At 70.0% G+C, this 17,047-nt stretch carries 13 protein-coding genes; 6 read left to right on the top strand and 7 right to left on the bottom strand.

The genetic code is table 11. The features are described from left to right. The first annotated feature begins 634 nt into the window (after positions 1-634). The 4 genes from NUT86_RS11795 to NUT86_RS11780 all read left to right on the top strand — a co-directional run bounded on the left by NUT86_RS11795 (position 635) and on the right by NUT86_RS11780 (position 4,848). A complete protein-coding gene (locus NUT86_RS11795) occupies positions 635-1,408 on the top strand; it encodes a TraR/DksA family transcriptional regulator (RefSeq protein WP_274735032.1) in 774 nt (257 codons plus the stop codon). 120 nt (positions 1,409-1,528) lie between these two features. Further along, the gene (lspA, locus tag NUT86_RS11790; RefSeq protein ID WP_018090263.1) at positions 1,529-2,131 is read left to right on the top strand and encodes a signal peptidase II; all 603 of its coding nucleotides are present in this window, start codon (positions 1,529-1,531) and stop codon (positions 2,129-2,131) included. A gap of 80 nt (positions 2,132-2,211) precedes the next feature. Beyond that, positions 2,212-3,153, top strand: coding sequence for an RluA family pseudouridine synthase (locus tag NUT86_RS11785; RefSeq protein WP_159488570.1), 942 nt, complete (start codon positions 2,212-2,214; stop codon positions 3,151-3,153). Positions 3,154-3,252: 99 nt separating this feature from the next. Beyond that, positions 3,253-4,848 (top strand): Na+/H+ antiporter, encoded by a 1,596-nt coding sequence (locus NUT86_RS11780; protein ID WP_018090265.1) that lies wholly within the window; start codon positions 3,253-3,255, stop codon positions 4,846-4,848. A 31-nt stretch (positions 4,849-4,879) separates the two neighbouring features. Here NUT86_RS11780 and NUT86_RS11775 read toward each other — a convergent pair whose 3' ends face one another. Then, a complete protein-coding gene (locus NUT86_RS11775; protein ID WP_159489489.1) occupies positions 4,880-5,974 on the bottom strand; it encodes a mechanosensitive ion channel family protein in 1,095 nt (364 codons plus the stop codon). Positions 5,975-6,086: 112 nt separating this feature from the next. On the opposite strand from NUT86_RS11775, the gene NUT86_RS11770 reads away from it, so the two are divergent. After that, positions 6,087-6,698, top strand: coding sequence for a dienelactone hydrolase family protein (locus NUT86_RS11770; protein WP_174876406.1), 612 nt, complete (start codon positions 6,087-6,089; stop codon positions 6,696-6,698). 34 nt (positions 6,699-6,732) lie between these two features. Here the strand turns inward: NUT86_RS11770 and NUT86_RS11765 are convergent, their stop codons facing one another. From NUT86_RS11765 to NUT86_RS11740, 6 genes are all read right to left on the bottom strand, one after another. Continuing rightward, on the bottom strand, positions 6,733-8,376 hold the full coding sequence (locus NUT86_RS11765) for an alkaline phosphatase D family protein (RefSeq protein ID WP_018090268.1): 1,644 nt from the start codon (positions 8,374-8,376) through the stop codon (positions 6,733-6,735). Positions 8,377-8,466: 90 nt separating this feature from the next. Continuing rightward, entirely contained in the window at positions 8,467-9,408 is a 942-nt protein-coding gene (locus tag NUT86_RS11760; RefSeq protein ID WP_274735025.1) for a thioredoxin domain-containing protein, read from the bottom strand. 43 nt (positions 9,409-9,451) lie between these two features. Then, the gene (locus NUT86_RS11755) at positions 9,452-10,162 is read right to left on the bottom strand and encodes a hypothetical protein (protein WP_274735023.1); all 711 of its coding nucleotides are present in this window, start codon (positions 10,160-10,162) and stop codon (positions 9,452-9,454) included. A gap of 125 nt (positions 10,163-10,287) precedes the next feature. Further along, positions 10,288-11,097 (bottom strand): thioredoxin domain-containing protein, encoded by an 810-nt coding sequence (locus NUT86_RS11750; protein ID WP_159488578.1) that lies wholly within the window; start codon positions 11,095-11,097, stop codon positions 10,288-10,290. Positions 11,098-11,145: 48 nt separating this feature from the next. Then, entirely contained in the window at positions 11,146-11,805 is a 660-nt protein-coding gene (locus tag NUT86_RS11745; RefSeq protein WP_274735021.1) for a hypothetical protein, read from the bottom strand. 105 nt (positions 11,806-11,910) lie between these two features. After that, positions 11,911-13,275 carry a DUF2252 domain-containing protein gene (locus NUT86_RS11740; protein WP_018090273.1) on the bottom strand — a complete coding sequence of 455 codons (1,365 nt, stop codon included), beginning with the start codon at positions 13,273-13,275 and terminating at the stop codon, positions 11,911-11,913. A gap of 216 nt (positions 13,276-13,491) precedes the next feature. On the opposite strand from NUT86_RS11740, the gene dnaE reads away from it, so the two are divergent. After that, a complete protein-coding gene (gene dnaE, locus NUT86_RS11735; RefSeq protein ID WP_208685007.1) occupies positions 13,492-17,043 on the top strand; it encodes a DNA polymerase III subunit alpha in 3,552 nt (1,183 codons plus the stop codon). Positions 17,044-17,047: the final 4 nt, after the last annotated feature.

Genomic DNA, 17,047 nt, shown 5'->3' with positions numbered 1-17,047 from the left:
GACACCTGCTGCGTTCTCCGTCCGGAGGGACGAGAGCCTGGGCTCCCGCGGTACCACCCTCCTTGGCGGTGTCGCTGCACCGCCCCCTCATTGGGGTCGCGCTGCCGGTTCTAGTCACCTTGGGTGGCCCGAGGACCGTGGGCGGAGCCCACTGTCCAAGCCCGTGGGCGGAGCCCACTACCCAACGCTTTCTTCCGGCGGCTCCGGGGTGATCTTCACGTCGTGCACGCCCCCGGGCTCCCACCGTCCCCGGGTCGCTGCTGGCTGCGTACGGCGCTACTCGTCCCGTCAATGCCTCTCGCTGGGCCCAGTGTACGGGGCCGGGCCGACAGCGGCCGACCGGATTTCCGGCGACCCGGGGCGGGGCCCGCCGCGGGTCGCCGTACGGGGTGGTCCGGCCCTTCGCCGCGCCGCGGGGCGGGCCCGTGCGATGACCCGAATGGCCAGCGGGCCGCTGCGCCCCCTATGGGCGGATTCGCCGGGCGGGGAGCGGGCACAACCGAGACGGGCCGCCCTTCCGGGCCGGGTGCCGGGGCCCGAAGGGCGGTGCGTCCCGTTGCCGCGTGGCGTGAGGCGATTTATCGTTCCCGTCACGATTCGCGAACAAAGTCACATATGTGAAGGGGTCGCGGCCATGGTGGCGAAAAAGACCGCCGCGGAGAAGAGCACGACGCCTGCCGACGAGGCCGTCGCGAAGCAGCCTGCAGCGAAGAAGACAGCTCCGAAGAAGGCCGCGGCCAAGAAGACGGCGGCCGGTACGACCACGCCGGAAAAGGCGACGGCCAAGAAGGCGGTGCCGAAGCGGGCCGCCGCGAAGAAGACGGCGGCGAAGAAGACGGTGGTGAAGAAGACGGCGGCGAAGAAGGCCGCGAAGAAGGCTCCGGCCAAGACGGCCGCGGTGCCCGCTAAGAAGACGGGAGCCAAGACGGTGGTGGCGAAGAAGACTGCGGCCGCATCGGCCACGGCGCACGGCGATGACTCCGCGGTGCCCATGGCCCGGGTGGCCGCGGCGCCGGACGAGCTCGCCGTACGGCCCGGCGAGGACCCCTGGACGCCCGCGGAGGTCGCCGAGGCACGGACCGAACTGATGGAGGAGACCTCACGGCTGCGGCTGGAGATCGTCTCGGCCGAGGACGCCATCGCCGGGCTGATGCGTGACTCCGGGGACGGCGCGGGGGACGACGAGGCCGACACCGGCAGCAAGAACATCACCCGCGAACACGAGCTGGCGCTCGCCTCCAACGCCCGCGAGATGCTCCACCAGACCGAACGCGCCCTCGGCCGGCTGGACGCGGGCACCTACGGGCTGTGCGAGAACTGCGGCAACCCCATCGGCAAGGCACGGATGCAGGCCTTCCCGCGCGCGACGCTGTGCGTGGAGTGCAAGCAGCAGCAGGAGCGCCGCTGAGGTGACGGCCGGTGGCGCGGACGGCACCCGTACCGCCCGCTGCCGTACGCGTGTGCCGTACTCTCGTGGTTCAGCCGGGCACGGCCCGGCCGGGGATACAACGGGCTGAGGGACTCACACGTGGCAGAGGCGGAACGCATCACCGGTACGCCGGAACCCGAGCCGGGTACCGGAGCGGATCCCACGACGGGATCCGAAGGGGGAGGTACGGTGCAGCCGGAGCAGGGCAAGGACCGCGGCAAACGGCGGATCCTCGCGCTGCTGCTGGTCGCGCTCTTCGTCTACCTGCTCGACCTGGGCAGCAAACTCCTCGTGGTCGCGAAGCTGGAGCACCATGCGCCCATCGAGGTGATCGGGACGCTGCTGCGGTTCACGGTGATCCGTAACCGCGGCGCCGCGTTCGGCATGGGCGAGGCGCTGACGATCTTCCTCACCATCATCGCGGCGGCGGTGATCCTGGTCATCTTCCGGATCGCCCGCAAGCTCTACAGCCTGCCCTGGGCGATCGCGCTCGGGCTGCTGCTCGGTGGCGCCTTCGGCAATCTCACCGACCGGATCTTCCGCGCGCCGGGCGTCTTCGAGGGTGCGGTGGTCGACTTCATCGCGCCGGCGCACTTCGCGGTCTTCAACCTCGCCGACTCCGCGATCGTCTGCGGCGGCGTGCTGATCGTGATCCTGTCCTTCCGTGGGCTGGACCCCGACGGGACCGTGCACAAGGACTGACCGGGCCCCTCCGGACCGTCCGTCCGTCCCGGCCCCGGCCGCCGGGCAGGACACCATGGCGGGACTGCCATACTCGTGGGGTGAGCACCATTCCCGAGATCCGCACCCTGCCCGTACCGGACGGCCTGGAGGGCGAGCGCGTAGACGCCGCGCTGGCCCGGATGTTCGGCTTCTCCCGTACGAAGGCGGCCGAACTCGCCGCCGCCGGAAAGGTCCGGGTCGACGGATCCGAGGTGATGAAGTCGGAGCGGGTGCACGGTGGCGCGTGGCTGGAGGTCGAGATGCCGCAGGCCGCGCCGCCCGTCGAGGTCGTCGCCGAGCCCGTCGAGGGCATGGAGATCGTGCATGACGACGACGACATCGTCGTGATCATGAAGCCGGTCGGGGTCGCCGCCCACCCGAGCCCGGGCTGGACCGGAACCACCGTCATCGGTGGTCTGGCCGCGGCCGGCTACCGCATCTCCACCTCCGGCGCCGCCGAGCGCCAGGGCATCGTCCACCGCCTCGACGTCGGCACCTCCGGCCTGATGGCCGTCGCCAAGTCCGAGCGCGCCTACACCCTGCTCAAGCAGCAGTTCCGCGAGCGTACGGTCGACAAGCGCTACCACGCCCTGGTCCAGGGCCACCCGGACCCGATGAGCGGCACCATCGACGCCCCCATCGGCCGCCACCCCCAGCACGACTACAAGTGGGCGGTCACCGCCGAGGGCAAGGCGTCCGTCACGCACTACGACCTGATAGAGGCGTTCCGGGCGGCCAGCCTGCTCGATATCAAGCTGGAGACCGGCCGCACCCACCAGATCCGGGTGCACATGGCCGCGCACCGCCACCCCTGCGTCGGCGATCTGACCTATGGCGCGGACCCGACCCTCGCCAAGCGGCTGGGCGTCGGACGGCAGTGGCTGCACGCGGTCCGGCTGGGCTTCGAGCACCCCTCGGACGGCCGCTGGGTCGAGTTCGAGAGCTCCTACCCGGACGATCTGCAGCACGCCCTCGACACCGTCCGGGACGAGAGCGGCTGACGCAGCGTCTTCCACGGTGCCGACACGGCGGGCAGCCGGCGGCCCCGTGGCAGGCTGGGGACGGACATTGACCGGATCCGACCCCGGAGCGTCGCCACCGTGGACCAGCTGGCTCTGATGTTCGTCCTGCTGCTCGGAGCCGTGGTCATGGTTCCGGTCGGCGACCGGCTGCGGCTCCCGTCACCGGTGCTGATGACCCTCGCGGGTGCTGTTCTGGCGCTGCTGCCGTTCGTGCCCAACGTCGAGGTGCCGCCCGAGTTCATCCTGCCGGTGGTGCTGCCGCCGCTGCTCTACGCGGCCGTCCAGCGCACCTCCTGGCGGCAGTTCACCGCCAATCTCCGGCCGATCTTCCTGCTCGCCGTGGCGCTGGTCTTCGCCACCACCGCGGCGGTCGCCGCGGTCGCCCAGGCGGTGGTGCCCGGGATGCCGGTGGCCGCGGCGGTGGTGCTCGGTGCGCTGGTCGCACCGCCCGACCCGGTCGCCGCCACCGCCGTCGCCGGCAAGCTGGGACTGCCCCGCCGGCTGGTCTCCATCCTGGAGGGCGAGGGGCTGTTCAACGACGTCACCGCGATCGTGCTCTACCACGTCGCCCTCGCCGCGGCCGTCAGCGGCACCTTCTCGCTGCCCGCGGCGGTCGGCTCGCTGGTGCTGTCCGCGGTGGTGGCCATAGCGGTCGGCCTGGGGCTCGGCTGGGTCACCAACAAGCTGATGGGGCTGCTCGGTGACCCGACGCTGCAGATCGGTCTGACGCTGCTGGTGCCGTTCGTCGCCTATGTCCTGGCCGAGGAGTTCCGCGGGTCCGGTGTGCTCGCGGTGCTGACCTGCGCGCTCTTCCTGGCCGAGTACGCCGTCGACGCCGACGATGTGATGGGCCGGCTGGCCGGCTACACCTTCTGGGAGGTCGTCGACACCCTCGTCACCGGCGTCGCCTTCGGGCTGATCGGTCTGGAGCTGCACAACATCTTCGGCGCCGCCTCGCACCGCTGGGGCCAACTGCTCGGCGCCGGCGCCGTCGTCGTCGCGGTGGTCGTCGGCGTCCGGCTGCTGTGGCTGCTGCCCGCCGCCTGGCTGGCCAAGCGGATGCACAAGCTCCGCGACTATGACGAGGAGATCCCGATGAGCTGGCGGGAGACGCTCATCATGTGGTGGTCGGGCATGCGCGGGGTGGCCTCCGTGGCGCTGGCGCTGGCCATCCCCTACAGCATCGACGGCGGCGACGGCTTCCCGGCCCGCGACGACATCCTCTTCATCGCCTTCGCGGTGGTGCTCAGCACCCTCCTCGTCCAGGGCCTCACCCTGCCCTGGCTGGTGCGCAGGCTGCGGGTGAGGGCCGACACCGATGCCGTCGACGCGCTGGAGCGGGAGCTGGCGATCAGGGTGATCAAGGCGTCCAAGCGGCGGCTGAAGGAGATCCTGGAGGTCGAGGAGCTGCCCGAGGAGGTCAGCGACCAGCTGGCGCGCCGGGCGTACGACATGGGCGCCCGGATCGCGCCGGACATCGTCGACGACGAGCGGCGCGAGCTCTTCGAGAAGCGCATCCACCGGATGAAGAAGGTGCACCGCATCCAGGGCGAGATGCTCTCGGCCGCCCGGCACGAGGTGCTGGCCGCGCGCAGTGAGCCGGGCGCGGACCCGGAGATCGTCGACCGGGTGCTGCGGCATCTGGACATGCGCAGTCTGCGGCACACACCGTGACACCGGGGCGCGGCCGGGCGGCCGCGCCCCCTCAGTCCTTCGACAGCCGCCGGGCGTCCGGGTCCTCGCCGTGGCGGGCCTCCGGGACCCCGGGCGGGGCCGGTGCGGTGCTGATCCGCGGCAGCGCGTAGGCGTGCTCGGTGCGCAGCCACTCCAGCAGCCGCTCACGGACCTCGCAGCGCACCGTCCAGAGGGTGTCCGCGTCCCGGGCGGTGACCAGCGCCCGCACCACGATCGTGGACGGGGTGGTGTCGGTGACCACCAGGCTCCAGGACCTGCCGTCCCAGTCCGGGCACTCCTGGAGGACTTCGAGCAGCTGCTGGCGCATCTTCTCCACCGGCGCGCTGTGGTCGAGGTGGAAGAAGACCGTGCCGGTCATCTGCGCCCCGCCGCGCGACCAGTTCTCGAACGGCTTGCCGGTGAAGTACGACACCGGCATGGTGATCCGGCGCTCGTCCCAGGTCCGTACGGTCAGCGAGGTCAGTGTGATCTCCTCGACGGTGCCCCACTCGCCGTCCACGACGACGGTGTCCCCGATGCGCACCATGTCACCGAAGGCGATCTGCAGCCCCGCGAAGAGGTTGCCGAGGGTGGACTGGGCGGCTATACCGGCGACGATGCCGAGCAGTCCGGCGGACGCCAGCATGGACGTGCCGACCGCCCGCATCGCCGGGAACGTCAGCAGCATCGAGGCGGCCGCGACGACGATCACCACGGCCGTCACCACCCGCTGGATCAGCGTCACCTGGGTCCGCACCCGCCGCACCCGTGCCGCATCCCGGCCGCTGGCCGCATAGCGGGAGTACGAGGACTCGACGATCGCCGCCGCGGCCCGGACCGCCAGCCAGGCGGTGGCCGCGATCAGGACCAGGGTCAGCGCCTGGCCGACGCCCGCCTCGTGGTCCGCGGCGATCTTCAGCCCGGCCTCGTCGAACGAGGCGAGCAGCAGCGCGGTGCACAGGGCCACCCGCAGTGGTATCCGGCAGCGCCGCAGCAGCCCCCACAACGGGGTCTCGGGATGGGCGGCGTCGATCCGGTGCAGGCCGCGGTCGGTGAGCCAGACCAGGATGAGCGTGAGCAGGACGGCGCCGCCGATGACGGCGACCGGACGCAGTACGTCCTCCAATGACACGAGACTCCTCCTCCGTGGGGTGCGAGGGGCTGTGGTGTGCTGGTACCCGGTCCTCGTGACCGTAACTGGCAGGATGGGGCGAGAGCGATCCAACCCCAGGGAAGTGATGTCAGTGCCGGCCGCCTCCGAGTCCTCGACCAGCGGGCTTTCGACGATTGTCCTGTTTCATTCGGTGTGCGGGCTGCGGCCCGCGGTGCATGCCGCGGCGGACCGGCTGCGGGCCGCGGGTCACGAGGTGATCGTCCCCGATCTGTTCGACGGCCGGACCGCCGAGTCGGTACCGGACGGCATTCTGATCAAGGACGAGATCGGCAAGGAGGAGCTGCTCAAGCGGGCCATCACGGCCGTGGCGCCGTACTCCGACCGCGGGCTGGTCTACGCCGGCTTCTCCTTCGGCGGCTCGGTCGCCCAGAACCTCGCACTGGGTGACGAGAAGACCCGCGGCCTGCTTCTGCTGCACGGCACCTCGGACATCGCGGAGGACACCGTCGCCGACGAGCTGCCGGTGCAGCTGCATGTCGCCGACCCGGACCCGTACGAGCCGCACGACTGGCTGAACTCCTGGTATCTCCAGATGCGCCGGGCCGGCGCGGACGTGGAGGTCTTCCGCTACGCCGGCGCCGGCCACCTCTTCACCGATCCCGAGCTGCCCGACTACGACGAGGAGGCCGCGGAGAGCGCCTGGAAGGTGGCGCTGGGCTTCCTCGCCGGCCTGTGAACGGGCAGGCCGGCGAGGCCCGGGACGTGCTCGGTCAGCCGACCGGCTGGTCCGCCCGCTCCATCTGCTGGGTGCCGGACCGGGTGCGGTACGAGCGCAGCAGCGCGCTGGTGGCCTGCGGATCGGTCTTGTCGGAGATCCCGAAGTAGTCCATCTGCGTACGCTCGGCGCTGACGTCCAGGACCCCGTAGCCGTGGGAGTCCATGTCCAGCCACTTCACATGCCGGTTGGCGGCCTTCAGGGCGGCGACCCCGGCCAGTGAGACCGTGTGCGGGGCGACATGCAGGAAGTCGTCCACGTTGTCGGAGGTGACGGAGGTGACCACGAACTCCGTCGCCACCGGCTGGTCGGCGGGGTAGGTCGCCGCCTGCAGCGGCACCTCGTTGGCCCAGGCCATGTGGATGTCGCCGGTCAGGAAGACGGTGTTGTCGATGCCGCGGTCGCTGAGGTGGCTCAGCAGCTCGCGCCGGTCATCGGTGTAGCCGTCCCACTGGTCGGTGTTGATCGCCAGGCCCTCCTTGGGTATCCCGAGGATCTCGGCGAGCGGGCCGAGCAGCTTCGCGGGGATGGCGCCGAAGGCGACCTGCGAGATCATCACCGAGGTGCCGACCAGCCGCCAGGCGGTGTCCGAGCGTTCGAGACCGGCCTTGAGCCAGTCCAGTTGGGCCCGCCCGGTGAGGGTACGGCTCGGGTCGTCGACCGCGCCGCTGCCCGGCTTGGCCTGCTCGTCGCGGAACGACCGCAGGTCCAGCAGATGCAGATCGGCGAGGGTGCCGAAGCGCAGCCTGCGGTAGGTGGTGCCGGCGGTCGAGGGGCGCACCGGCATCCACTCGAAGTACGCCTGCTTCGCGGCGGCCATCCGCGCGGACCAGGGGCCCTCGCTCTCCGGTGTGTGGTTCGTCGCGCCGCCCTTCCAGGCGTTGTCGGCGAACTCGTGGTCGTCCCACATGGCGATGACGGGGTGCGAGGCGTGCATGGCCAGCGCGTCCGGGTCGGTCTTGTGGACGCCGTGCCGGATGCGGTAATCGGCGAGCGTCAGCAGCTCGTTCGCGGGGGAGTGCGGGCGGACGACGTACTTGAACTCCGGGTACTCGCCGGACTTGTACTCGTAGAGGTAGTCGCCGAGATGGAGCACCGCGTCCAGGTCGGTGCGGGCGGCCAGGTGCCGGTAGGGGGAGAAGTAGCCGGACTCCCAGTTGGCGCAGGAGACCACACCGAAGCGGATGTTGCCGGCCGCGGTGTCATGGGCCGGGGCGGTGCGGGTCCGGCCGACGGGGGAGTGCTGCCCGTCGACGGTGAAGCGGTAGTAGTAGGGGGTGGCCGGCTGCAGGCCGCGGACGTCCGCCTTGAGGGTGTGGTCGGTGGCGGCCGAGCTGGTCAGGCTTCCCCGGGCGACGACGGACGCGAAGTCCTTGTCGGTCGCCACCTGCCAGCTCACCTTGGTGGCCGGCCCCCGGCCGGATCCGGGGGTGGCCGCCGGGGTCGGCGTGACCCGGGTCCACAGCAGGACTCCGTCCGGGAGCGGGTCACCGGAGGCGACCCCGTGCTGGAAGAACAGGGCCTGGTCCGAGGCCTCTTGGGCGTGCGCCGTGGTGGCGCCGGCGAACGGCAGAAGTGCGGCGGTGGCGGCTACGGCCGTGACGGCAGTGCGGCGCGAGATCTGGTCATGATCGGTCACGGCCGATCACCCTACTGGCCGGTAAGGCGCCCCGGGAGGGCGAATTCACGGGAATCCCGAGAATTCGCCCACCCGTTGTCCGAAAGGCGCTCAGCGGCTGGCCGAGGGATCCTTTTCGCCCTCGCGAATGCCCTTCGATCCGCCTTCGTCCTTACTGTCGCCCTTGCCCGGTTCCGGCTTCCCGGAGCCCTTCGCCGGGCCGAACTCCTTGTCGATCATCTTCTTGAAGTTGGCCTGCGCGAGCTGGTTGTACTGCGCCTGCGTCATCTGCTGCTGCGGGACCTGGGGGATCGTCAGCTTCTTGTCGCCGTGCATGAGGGTGGGCGTGGCCTTGACGCCCTTACGGCCGAAGAGCGCGGTCATGTCCATCGCCCAGCGGTCGTAGGTGCCCTTCTTCACCGCTGTCTCGAACGCCTTGTTGCCCTTCAGCGCCGGCACCGTGGCCGCGACCTTGAGCAGCTCGGAGTCCTTGCTGTAGGCGTCGACCTGCTCCTCGGGGTGGAACTTGGTGGAGTACAGCGCCGTCTTGTACTTCAGGAACGCCTCCGGGCTGACGTTCAGCGCCGCGCCGAGCGCGCTCAGCGCGTTCTTCGAGCCCTCGCCGCCGGCCGGGGTGTCGTCGATGAAGGTGTACATCGAGAAGCGGACCCGGTAGCGGCCGTCCTCGATGTCCTTGAGCAGCGCCTCACCGCTGCTCTGCTCGAAGGACGCGCACGCCGGGCAGCGGATGTCCTCGAAGACCTCCAGGGTCTCCTTGGCGTTCTTGTCGCCTATCAGGATCTCGGTGCCGTTCTTGCCCTGGGTGTTCGCGGGCGCGACCGGCTCGGCCTCCTTGGCGGCCTCCCAGCCCTTGGGCTCGTTGGCCTTCATCACCATGAAGCCGACGCCGCCGGCCACCACCAGGACACCGGCCACGGTGCCCGCCACGACGAGCTGGCGGCGCAGCTTCTCCTTCTTCTTCTGGCGTTCGCGCTCGGCCCGGATGCGTTCGCGGGCCGCGGCCTTGTTGGCCTGGTTGTTGCGGTTGCTCATGGGGGGTTCCGTCCCTCGGGATGTCGTGACTGCTGCGGACTGGTCAGGCGGCGGCCGGAGCGGGCGGGCCGCGGCGCAGTACGCAGTGCACGAGGAGGGGGAGCGGGCGGGCCGGCGGCATCGGGTGCAGCGGGCGGATCTGGCGGCGGGCCAGGGGGACCACGGTGGTGACCACCGCGGCCGCGGTGCGCAGCGGGCGGCAGGCGCCGGCCGCAGCGGCGCGCAGCAGGGCGTCCAGGGCGGCGTCACCGCGGTGCAGCCAGCCTGCGGCGAGCAGGCCGACGGCGACATGGGCGGCGAGCAGCAGCCAGGGGGCGGCCGCCGGGACCGGCGGTAGCGGTGTGCCCGTATGGGCCGCGATTCTGGCGAGCGGAGTGCCCAACTCGCCGCCCCCGCACAGCAGATCGACGCCGACCGAGCGCAGCGGGCCGGTGACCGGGCCGCCGGCCCCGCCGTAACAGGTGTGCTGTCCGGCGGTGAAGACGGTGTCGGCGGCCAGCTCCAGGGGCACCAGCAGCGCGGCGATCCGGCCGTAGCCACGCTCCCGTCCGGTCAGCGCATAGGCCGCGGCGAAGACGCCGACGCAGATAGCGACGACCGACGCGGGCGGTAACGGGGCGCGGGAGAGCAGGACATGGGAGGTCGCGGACAGGGTGGTGCACAGCGCGGTGAACAACACCGCCCGCACCGCCCTGAGCTGGACCCCCGGCGCGGCCGCCGGCCGGGTCCCGGGACGTCCTCCCGTCGCCTGCATGAGCGGAGTCTGCCATGTGCACGGCGCCGCGAGGGGTCAAGATTTGGCATCGGCCGGCGCGCACGGAGCACGCCGGCCGGGGAGGGCAGGACGGAGGCCGGCTGCGGAGCCGGTCCCCGCCTACGTCACTTCTTCAGTTCCTTCTCCACCAGGGAGTTGTAGTCGGCCACGCTGTCCGGTGCCACCTTGCCCTGCGGGGTGTCCTTGCCCAGCACCGTGCCGTTGAGCTTGATCGTCGGGGTGCTCTTGACGTCCTTGACGGAGTTGAAGGCGTTGGAGACCTCCAGCGCCCACCGGTCGTACGTACCGTCCTTGACGGCCTTCTGGAAGGCGGCGTTCCCCTTCAGCGCGGGGACGGTGTCGGCGACCTTGATCAGGTAGTCGTCGTCGGCGAACTTGTCCGGCCCGGTCTCCACCGGGTGGAACTCCTTCGAGTACAGCGCGTACTTGTACTTCAGGAAGGCGTCCGGGCTGACGTTGAGGGAGGCGCCCAGCGCATTCAGCGCGTTCTTGGAACCGGTGCCCTGGAGGTTGTTGTCGAGGAACGTGCCCAGGTGGTAGGACGCCTTGTACTTGCCGTCCTTGATGTCCTTCTCGACGGTGGCGCCGACGGTCTGCTCGAAGGAGGCACAGCCGGGGCAGCGCGGGTCCTCGAAGAGGTCCAGGGTGTTCTTGGCGTCCGCCTTGCCGACGACGATCGTGGTGCCCTTGGGGCCGCTGCTGTTGGCGGGCTTGACCAGCGGGGCGTTCGCTCCGTCGTCGCCCGAGGTGGCGACCACCACCCCGATACCGCCGGCTATCGCCAGGACACCGACGATCGCGCCGCCGACGATCAGCTGCCGGCGGAGCCGGTCCTTCTTCGCCTGCCGCTCGCGCTCGGCGCGCAGCCGCTCGCGGGCTGCCTGCTTGTTGGCCTGGTTGTTGCGGTTGCTCATGGCTGTTCCTGCTCCGTGCGAATCCGTGGGACGGGTGGGTGCTGTGGCCTACGCGGCGAGCGCGCAGGGCGGCCCACGGCGCACGACACAGTGCACGAGCAGGGGCACGGCGCGGGCGGGGTGCCCGGACCGTTCGGGAGCGGGCGCCGGGCGGCGCGGGGCGGCGATGGCGCCGATGACCGCGACGGCGAGGAGCAGCGGGCGGAAGGCGAAGCAGGCCACCGCGCCCAGCAGCCGGCCCAGCGCGGCCTCCCCACGGCGCAGCCAGCCCGCGGCCAGCAGCCCGATCACGAGATGTGCCGCGAGCAGGACCAGCCAGCTGCTCACCGGCCCGGCCTGGTCCTCGGGCAGCCGCGTCAGCGGTGCGCCGACCGGGTCGCCGCCGCACAGCAGATCCACGCCGAGCGAGCGCAGCGGACCGGCGACCGGGCCGCCGGCCGCCCCGTAACAGGTGTGCTGCCCGAGGCTGAAGACGAGATCGGCGGCGAGTTCCAGGGGGACCAGCAGCGCGGCGATGCGCCAGTAGCCGCGCTCCCGGCCGGCCAGCGCATAGGCGATGCCGAACACGGCGGTGCTGAGCACGGCGACGGTGGTCAGCGGCAGCGGCATACGGGACAGCAGCACATGGGACGCCGAGGACAGCGTGACGCACAGCGCCGTGAAGAGCGCCGCGCGCAGTGCCCGCAGATGTGCCGCCGAAATGTCCATCGCAGCCGAGTGTGCCATGGGCGGGGTTAAGTGGCGGCTAAGGGGGCCCGAAGCCGTACGCACCGGACGATCCGGTGCGTACGGCACGTCTTGGGCCCGTGGGCCCTACAGGCCGGGGATCCGCCCGTTCCGGAACAGATCCACAAAGATCTGATGGTCGGCACGGGCGCGGGCCCCGTAGGAGTGCGCGAAGTCCACCAGCAGCGAGGCGAAGCCCTCCTCGTCGGCCGCGATGGCCGCGTCGATGGCGCGCTCCGTGGAGAACGGGACCAGGGAGTGGCCGCTCTCGTCGTCCGCGGCGGCGTGCATGGTCGCGGTGGCCCGGCCCAGGTCGGCGACCACCGCGGCGATCTCGTCCGGGTCGTCGATGTCGGACCAGTCCAGGTCGACCGCGTACGGCGAGATCTCGGCGACCAGCTGGCCGGCGCCGTCGAGTTCGGTCCAGCCCAGCCACGGGTCGGCGTGGTCCTGGAGGGCGCGCTGGGAGATCACCGTGCGGTGGCCCTCGTGCTGGAAGTAGCCGCGGACCGCGGGGTCGGTGATGTGCCGGGAGACGGCCGGGGTCTGCGCCTGCTTCATGTAGATCACGACATCGTTCTCCAGGGCGTCGCTGTTGCCCTCCAGAAGGATGTTGTACGACGGCAGACCGGCCGAGCCGATGCCGATGCCGCGGCGGCCCACCACGTCCTTGACGCGGTAGGAGTCCGGGCGGTCCAGGCTCGACTCCGGCAGCGTCTCCAGATAGCCGTCGAAGGCGGCGAGGACCTTGTAGCGGGTCGCCGCGTCCAGCTCGACGCTGCCGCCGCCCGCCGCGAAGCGCCGCTCGAAGTCGCGGATCTCCGTCATCGAGTCCAGCAGCCCGAACCGGGTCAGCGAGCGGGCGTCGCGCAGCGCGTCCAGCAGCGGGCCCTCGGCGGTGTCCAGCGTGAAGGGCGGCAGCTCGTCCCTGTCGGAGCCCTTCGTCTTGTGGGCCAGCGCGTGGATGCGCTCCCGGTAGGCGGCCGCGTAGGTGCGCACCAGGTCGGTGATCTGCTTGTCACTGAGCGCCTTGGCGTAGCCGATCAGTGCGACCGAGGCGGCGAACCGCTTGAGGTCCCAGGTGAACGGGCCGACGTACGCCTCGTCGAAGTCGTTGACGTTGAAGATCAGCCGGCCCGTGGCGTCCATGTACGTGCCGAAGTTCTCGGCGTGCAGATCGCCGTGGATCCACACCCGGGCGGTCCGCTCGTCGAGATACGGGCCGCTGTCCTTGCCGCCGCCGTCCTGTGCGGCGTACTCCTCCAGGTCCCGGTAGAACAGGCAGGCCGTGCCCCGGTAGAAGGCGAACGCGGAGGCGGCCATCTTCCGGAATTTCACGCGGAAGGCCGCGGGGTCGGCGGCGAGCAGCTCCCCGAAGGCGGTGTCGAAAACGGCGAGGATCTCCTCGCCGCGCTGCGCGGCGTCCTGCGCCGGGGCGTGCTGGGACGGCATCGCTGGGTGCCTCCTGAGGTGCGGAACGGTACGGGATCCGTGACTGCTCCCCCGGCGCCGGGCCGGGGGCGGATCTGCCACTGACAACGCGCGAGGCTACTCGTCGGTGCCCGCCGATTGTCACTGGGGAGCCGTAGACTTCGAGACCACCATCCGCCCCTCCCGGTCATGCCGGGGAGGTGCCCCCACCCGACCGTTTTCCGGAGGTCCTCCGCCGTGGCAGCCTCGTCCAGGCCCCCCTTCACGCACCTGCATGTCCACACCCAGTACTCACTGCTGGACGGTGCGGCGCGGCTGTCGGACATGTTCAAGGCGTGCAACGAGATGGACATGACGCATATCGCCATGTCCGACCACGGCAACCTCCACGGCGCCTACGACTTCTTCCATTCGGCGAAGAAGGCCGGAGTGACGCCGATCATCGGCATCGAGGCCTATGTGGCGCCGGAGTCGCGGCGCAACAAGCGCAAGATCCAGTGGGGCCAGCCGCACCAGAAGCGCGATGACGTCTCCGGTTCCGGTGGTTACACCCACAAGACGATCTGGGCGGCCAACAAGACCGGTCTGCACAACCTCTTCCGGCTGTCCTCGGACGCCTACGCCGAGGGCTGGCTGCAGAAGTGGCCGCGGATGGACAAGGAGACCATCGCCCAGTGGTCCGAGGGTCTGATCGCCTCCACCGGCTGCCCCTCCGGTGAGCTGCAGACCCGGCTGCGGCTCGGCCAGTTCGACGAGGCGCTGAAGTCCGCGTCCGAGTATCAGGACATCTTCGGCAAGGACCGGTATTTCCTGGAGCTGATGGACCACGGCATCGAGATCGAACGCCGGGTCCGCGACGGTCTGCTGGAGGTCGGCAAGAAGCTCGGCATCCCGCCGCTGGTCACCAACGACTCGCACTACACCTACGCCCACGAGTCCACCGCGCACGACGCCCTGCTGTGCATCCAGACCGGCAAGAACCTCTCCGACCCGGACCGCTTCCGCTTCGACGGCACCGGCTACTACCTCAAGTCCACGGACGAGATGTACGCCATCGACTCCTCTGACGCCTGGCAGGAGGGCTGCGCCAACACCTTCCTGGTGGCCGAGCAGATCGACACCGACGGGATGTTCGAGAAGCGCGACCTGATGCCGAAGTTCGACATCCCGGAGGGCTTCACGGAGGTCACCTGGTTCCAGGAGGAGGTCCGGGTCGGCATGAAGCGCCGCTTCCCGGACGGGGTCCCCGAGGACCGGCAGAAGCAGGTCGAGTACGAGATGGACATCATCATCCAGATGGGGTTCCCCGGCTACTTCCTCGTCGTCGCCGACTTCATCATGTGGGCCAAGAACAACGGCATCGCGGTGGGCCCGGGCCGTGGCTCCGCGGCCGGTTCGATCGTGGCGTACGCCATGGGCATCACCGACCTCGACCCGATCACCCACGGACTGATCTTCGAGCGGTTCCTCAACCCCGAGCGCGTTTCCATGCCCGATGTCGACATCGACTTCGACGAGCGCAGGCGCGTCGAAGTCATCCGGTATGTCACGGAGAAGTACGGCGCCGACAAGGTCGCCATGATCGGCACCTACGGCAAGATCAAGGCCAAGAACGCCATCAAGGACTCCGCGCGCGTCCTGGGCTATCCGTACGCCATGGGTGACCGCCTCACCAAGGCGATGCCCGCCGACGTCCTCGGCAAGGGCATCGACCTCAGCGGCATCACCGACCCCCAGCACCCGCGTTACAGCGAGGCCGGCGAGATCCGGGGGATGTACGAGAACGAACCGGACGTCAAGAAGGTCATCGACACCGCCAAGGGCGTCGAGGGCCTGGTCCGGCAGATGGGTGTGCACGCGGCCGGCGTGATCATGTCCAGCGAGCCCATCGTCGACCACGCCCCGGTCTGGGTCCGGCACACCGACAACGTCACCATCACGCAGTGGGACTACCCCCAGTGCGAGTCGCTCGGCCTGCTGAAGATGGACTTCCTGGGCCTGCGCAACCTCACCATCATGGACGACGCCGTCAAGATGGTGAAGAAGAACAAGGGCGTCGACCTGGAGATGCTCTCCGTCCCGCTGGACGACCCCAAGACCTACGAGATGCTCTGCCGCGGTGACACGCTCGGCGTATTCCAGTTCGACGGCGGCCCGATGCGCTCGCTGCTGCGGCTGATGAAGCCCGACAACTTCGAGGACATTTCCGCCGTCTCGGCCCTGTACCGCCCGGGTCCGATGGGCATGGACTCGCACACCAACTACGCGCTGCGCAAGAACGGCCTCCAGGAGATCACCCCGATCCACCCGGAGCTGGAGGAGCCCCTCAAGGAGGTCCTCGGCCTCACCCACGGCCTGATCGTCTACCAGGAGCAGGTGCAGAAGGCCGCCCAGATCATCGCCGGTTACTCCCTCGGCGAGGCCGACATCCTCCGCCGTGTCATGGGCAAGAAGAAGCCCGAGGAGCTGGCGAAGAACTTCGTGCTCTTCCAGGAGGGCGCGCGCAAGAACGGCTTCTCCGACCAGGCGATCCAGGCGCTGTGGGACGTGCTGGTCCCGTTCGCGGGCTACGCCTTCAACAAGGCGCACTCCTCCGCGTACGGCCTGGTCACCTACTGGACCGCCTACCTCAAGGCCAATTACCCCGCCGAATACATGTCCGCGCTGCTCACCTCCGTGCGCGACGACAAGGACAAGTCGGCGGTCTATCTGAACGAGTGCCGGCGCATGGGCATCAAGGTGCTGCCGCCCAACGTCAACGAGTCGGAGGCGAACTTCGCCGCCCAGGGTGACGATGTGATCCTCTTCGGTCTCACCGCGGTCCGCAACGTCGGCCAGAACGTCGTCGATTCGATCATCCGCAGCCGCAAGGCGAAGGGGAAGTACCTCTCCTTCCCCGACTACCTCGACAAGGTCGACGCGGTCGTCTGCAACAAGCGCACCACCGAATCCCTGATCAAGGCCGGTGCCTTCGACGAGATGGGCCACACCCGCAAGGGGCTGACGGCCCACTACGAGCCGATGATCGACAACGTGGTCCAGGTCAAGCGCAAGGAGGCCGAGGGGCAGTTCGACCTCTTCGGCGGCATGGGCGACGACAGCGCCGACGAGGGGCCCGGCTTCGGGCTGGACGTCGAGTTCTCGGACGTCGAGTGGGACAAGACCTATCTCCTCGCCCAGGAGCGCGAGATGCTCGGTCTCTACGTCTCCGACCATCCGCTCTTCGGCCTGGAACACGTCCTGTCCGACAAGGCCGACGCCGCCATCGCCCAGCTGACCGGCGGCGACTACTCGGACGGGTCGATCGTCACCATCGGCGGCATCATCTCCGGTCTGCAGCGCAAGATGACCAAGCAGGGCAACGCCTGGGCCATCGCCACCGTCGAGGACCTGGCCGGCTCCATCGACTGCATGTTCTTCCCGGCCACCTACCAGCTGGTGTCCACCCAACTCGTCGAGGACACCGTGGTCTTCGTCAAGGGCCGCCTCGACAAGCGGGAGGACATCCCGCGGCTGGTGGCCATGGAGATGATGGTCCCCGACCTCTCGGAGGCCGGCACCAACGCGCCCGTGACGATCACCATTCCGACGGTCAAGGTCACCCCGCCGATGGTCGAGAAGCTCGGCGAGGTGCTCAGCAGCCACCGCGGCTCCACCGAGGTGCGGATCAAGTTGCAGGGGGCGCGCAAGACGACGGTGCTCCGGCTGGACCGGCACCGGGTCACGCCCGACCCGTCGCTGTTCGGCGATCTGAAGGTGCTGCTCGGTCCGTCCTGTCTGGCCGGCTGAGCGA

The organism is Streptomyces sp. G7(2002) (assembly GCF_028870195.1).
Taxonomy (GTDB): Bacteria; Actinomycetota; Actinomycetes; order Streptomycetales; family Streptomycetaceae; genus Streptomyces; species Streptomyces nigrescens.
This window is presented reverse-complemented; position numbering and strand designations above follow the sequence as displayed.

Excerpts from the sequence above, each read along its gene's own strand:
- NUT86_RS11795 (WP_274735032.1), top strand. The coding sequence starts at position 635 with ATGGTGGCGAAAAAGACCGCCGCGGAGAAGAGCACGACGCCTGCCGAC.
- NUT86_RS11770 (WP_174876406.1), top strand. The coding sequence starts at position 6,087 with ATGTCAGTGCCGGCCGCCTCCGAGTCCTCGACCAGCGGGCTTTCGACG.
- NUT86_RS11760 (WP_274735025.1), bottom strand. The coding sequence starts at position 9,408 with ATGAGCAACCGCAACAACCAGGCCAACAAGGCCGCGGCCCGCGAACGC.
- NUT86_RS11755 (WP_274735023.1), bottom strand. The coding sequence starts at position 10,162 with ATGCAGGCGACGGGAGGACGTCCCGGGACCCGGCCGGCGGCCGCGCCG.
- NUT86_RS11750 (WP_159488578.1), bottom strand. The coding sequence starts at position 11,097 with ATGAGCAACCGCAACAACCAGGCCAACAAGCAGGCAGCCCGCGAGCGG.
- NUT86_RS11745 (WP_274735021.1), bottom strand. The coding sequence starts at position 11,805 with ATGGACATTTCGGCGGCACATCTGCGGGCACTGCGCGCGGCGCTCTTC.
- NUT86_RS11740 (WP_018090273.1), bottom strand. The coding sequence starts at position 13,275 with ATGCCGTCCCAGCACGCCCCGGCGCAGGACGCCGCGCAGCGCGGCGAG.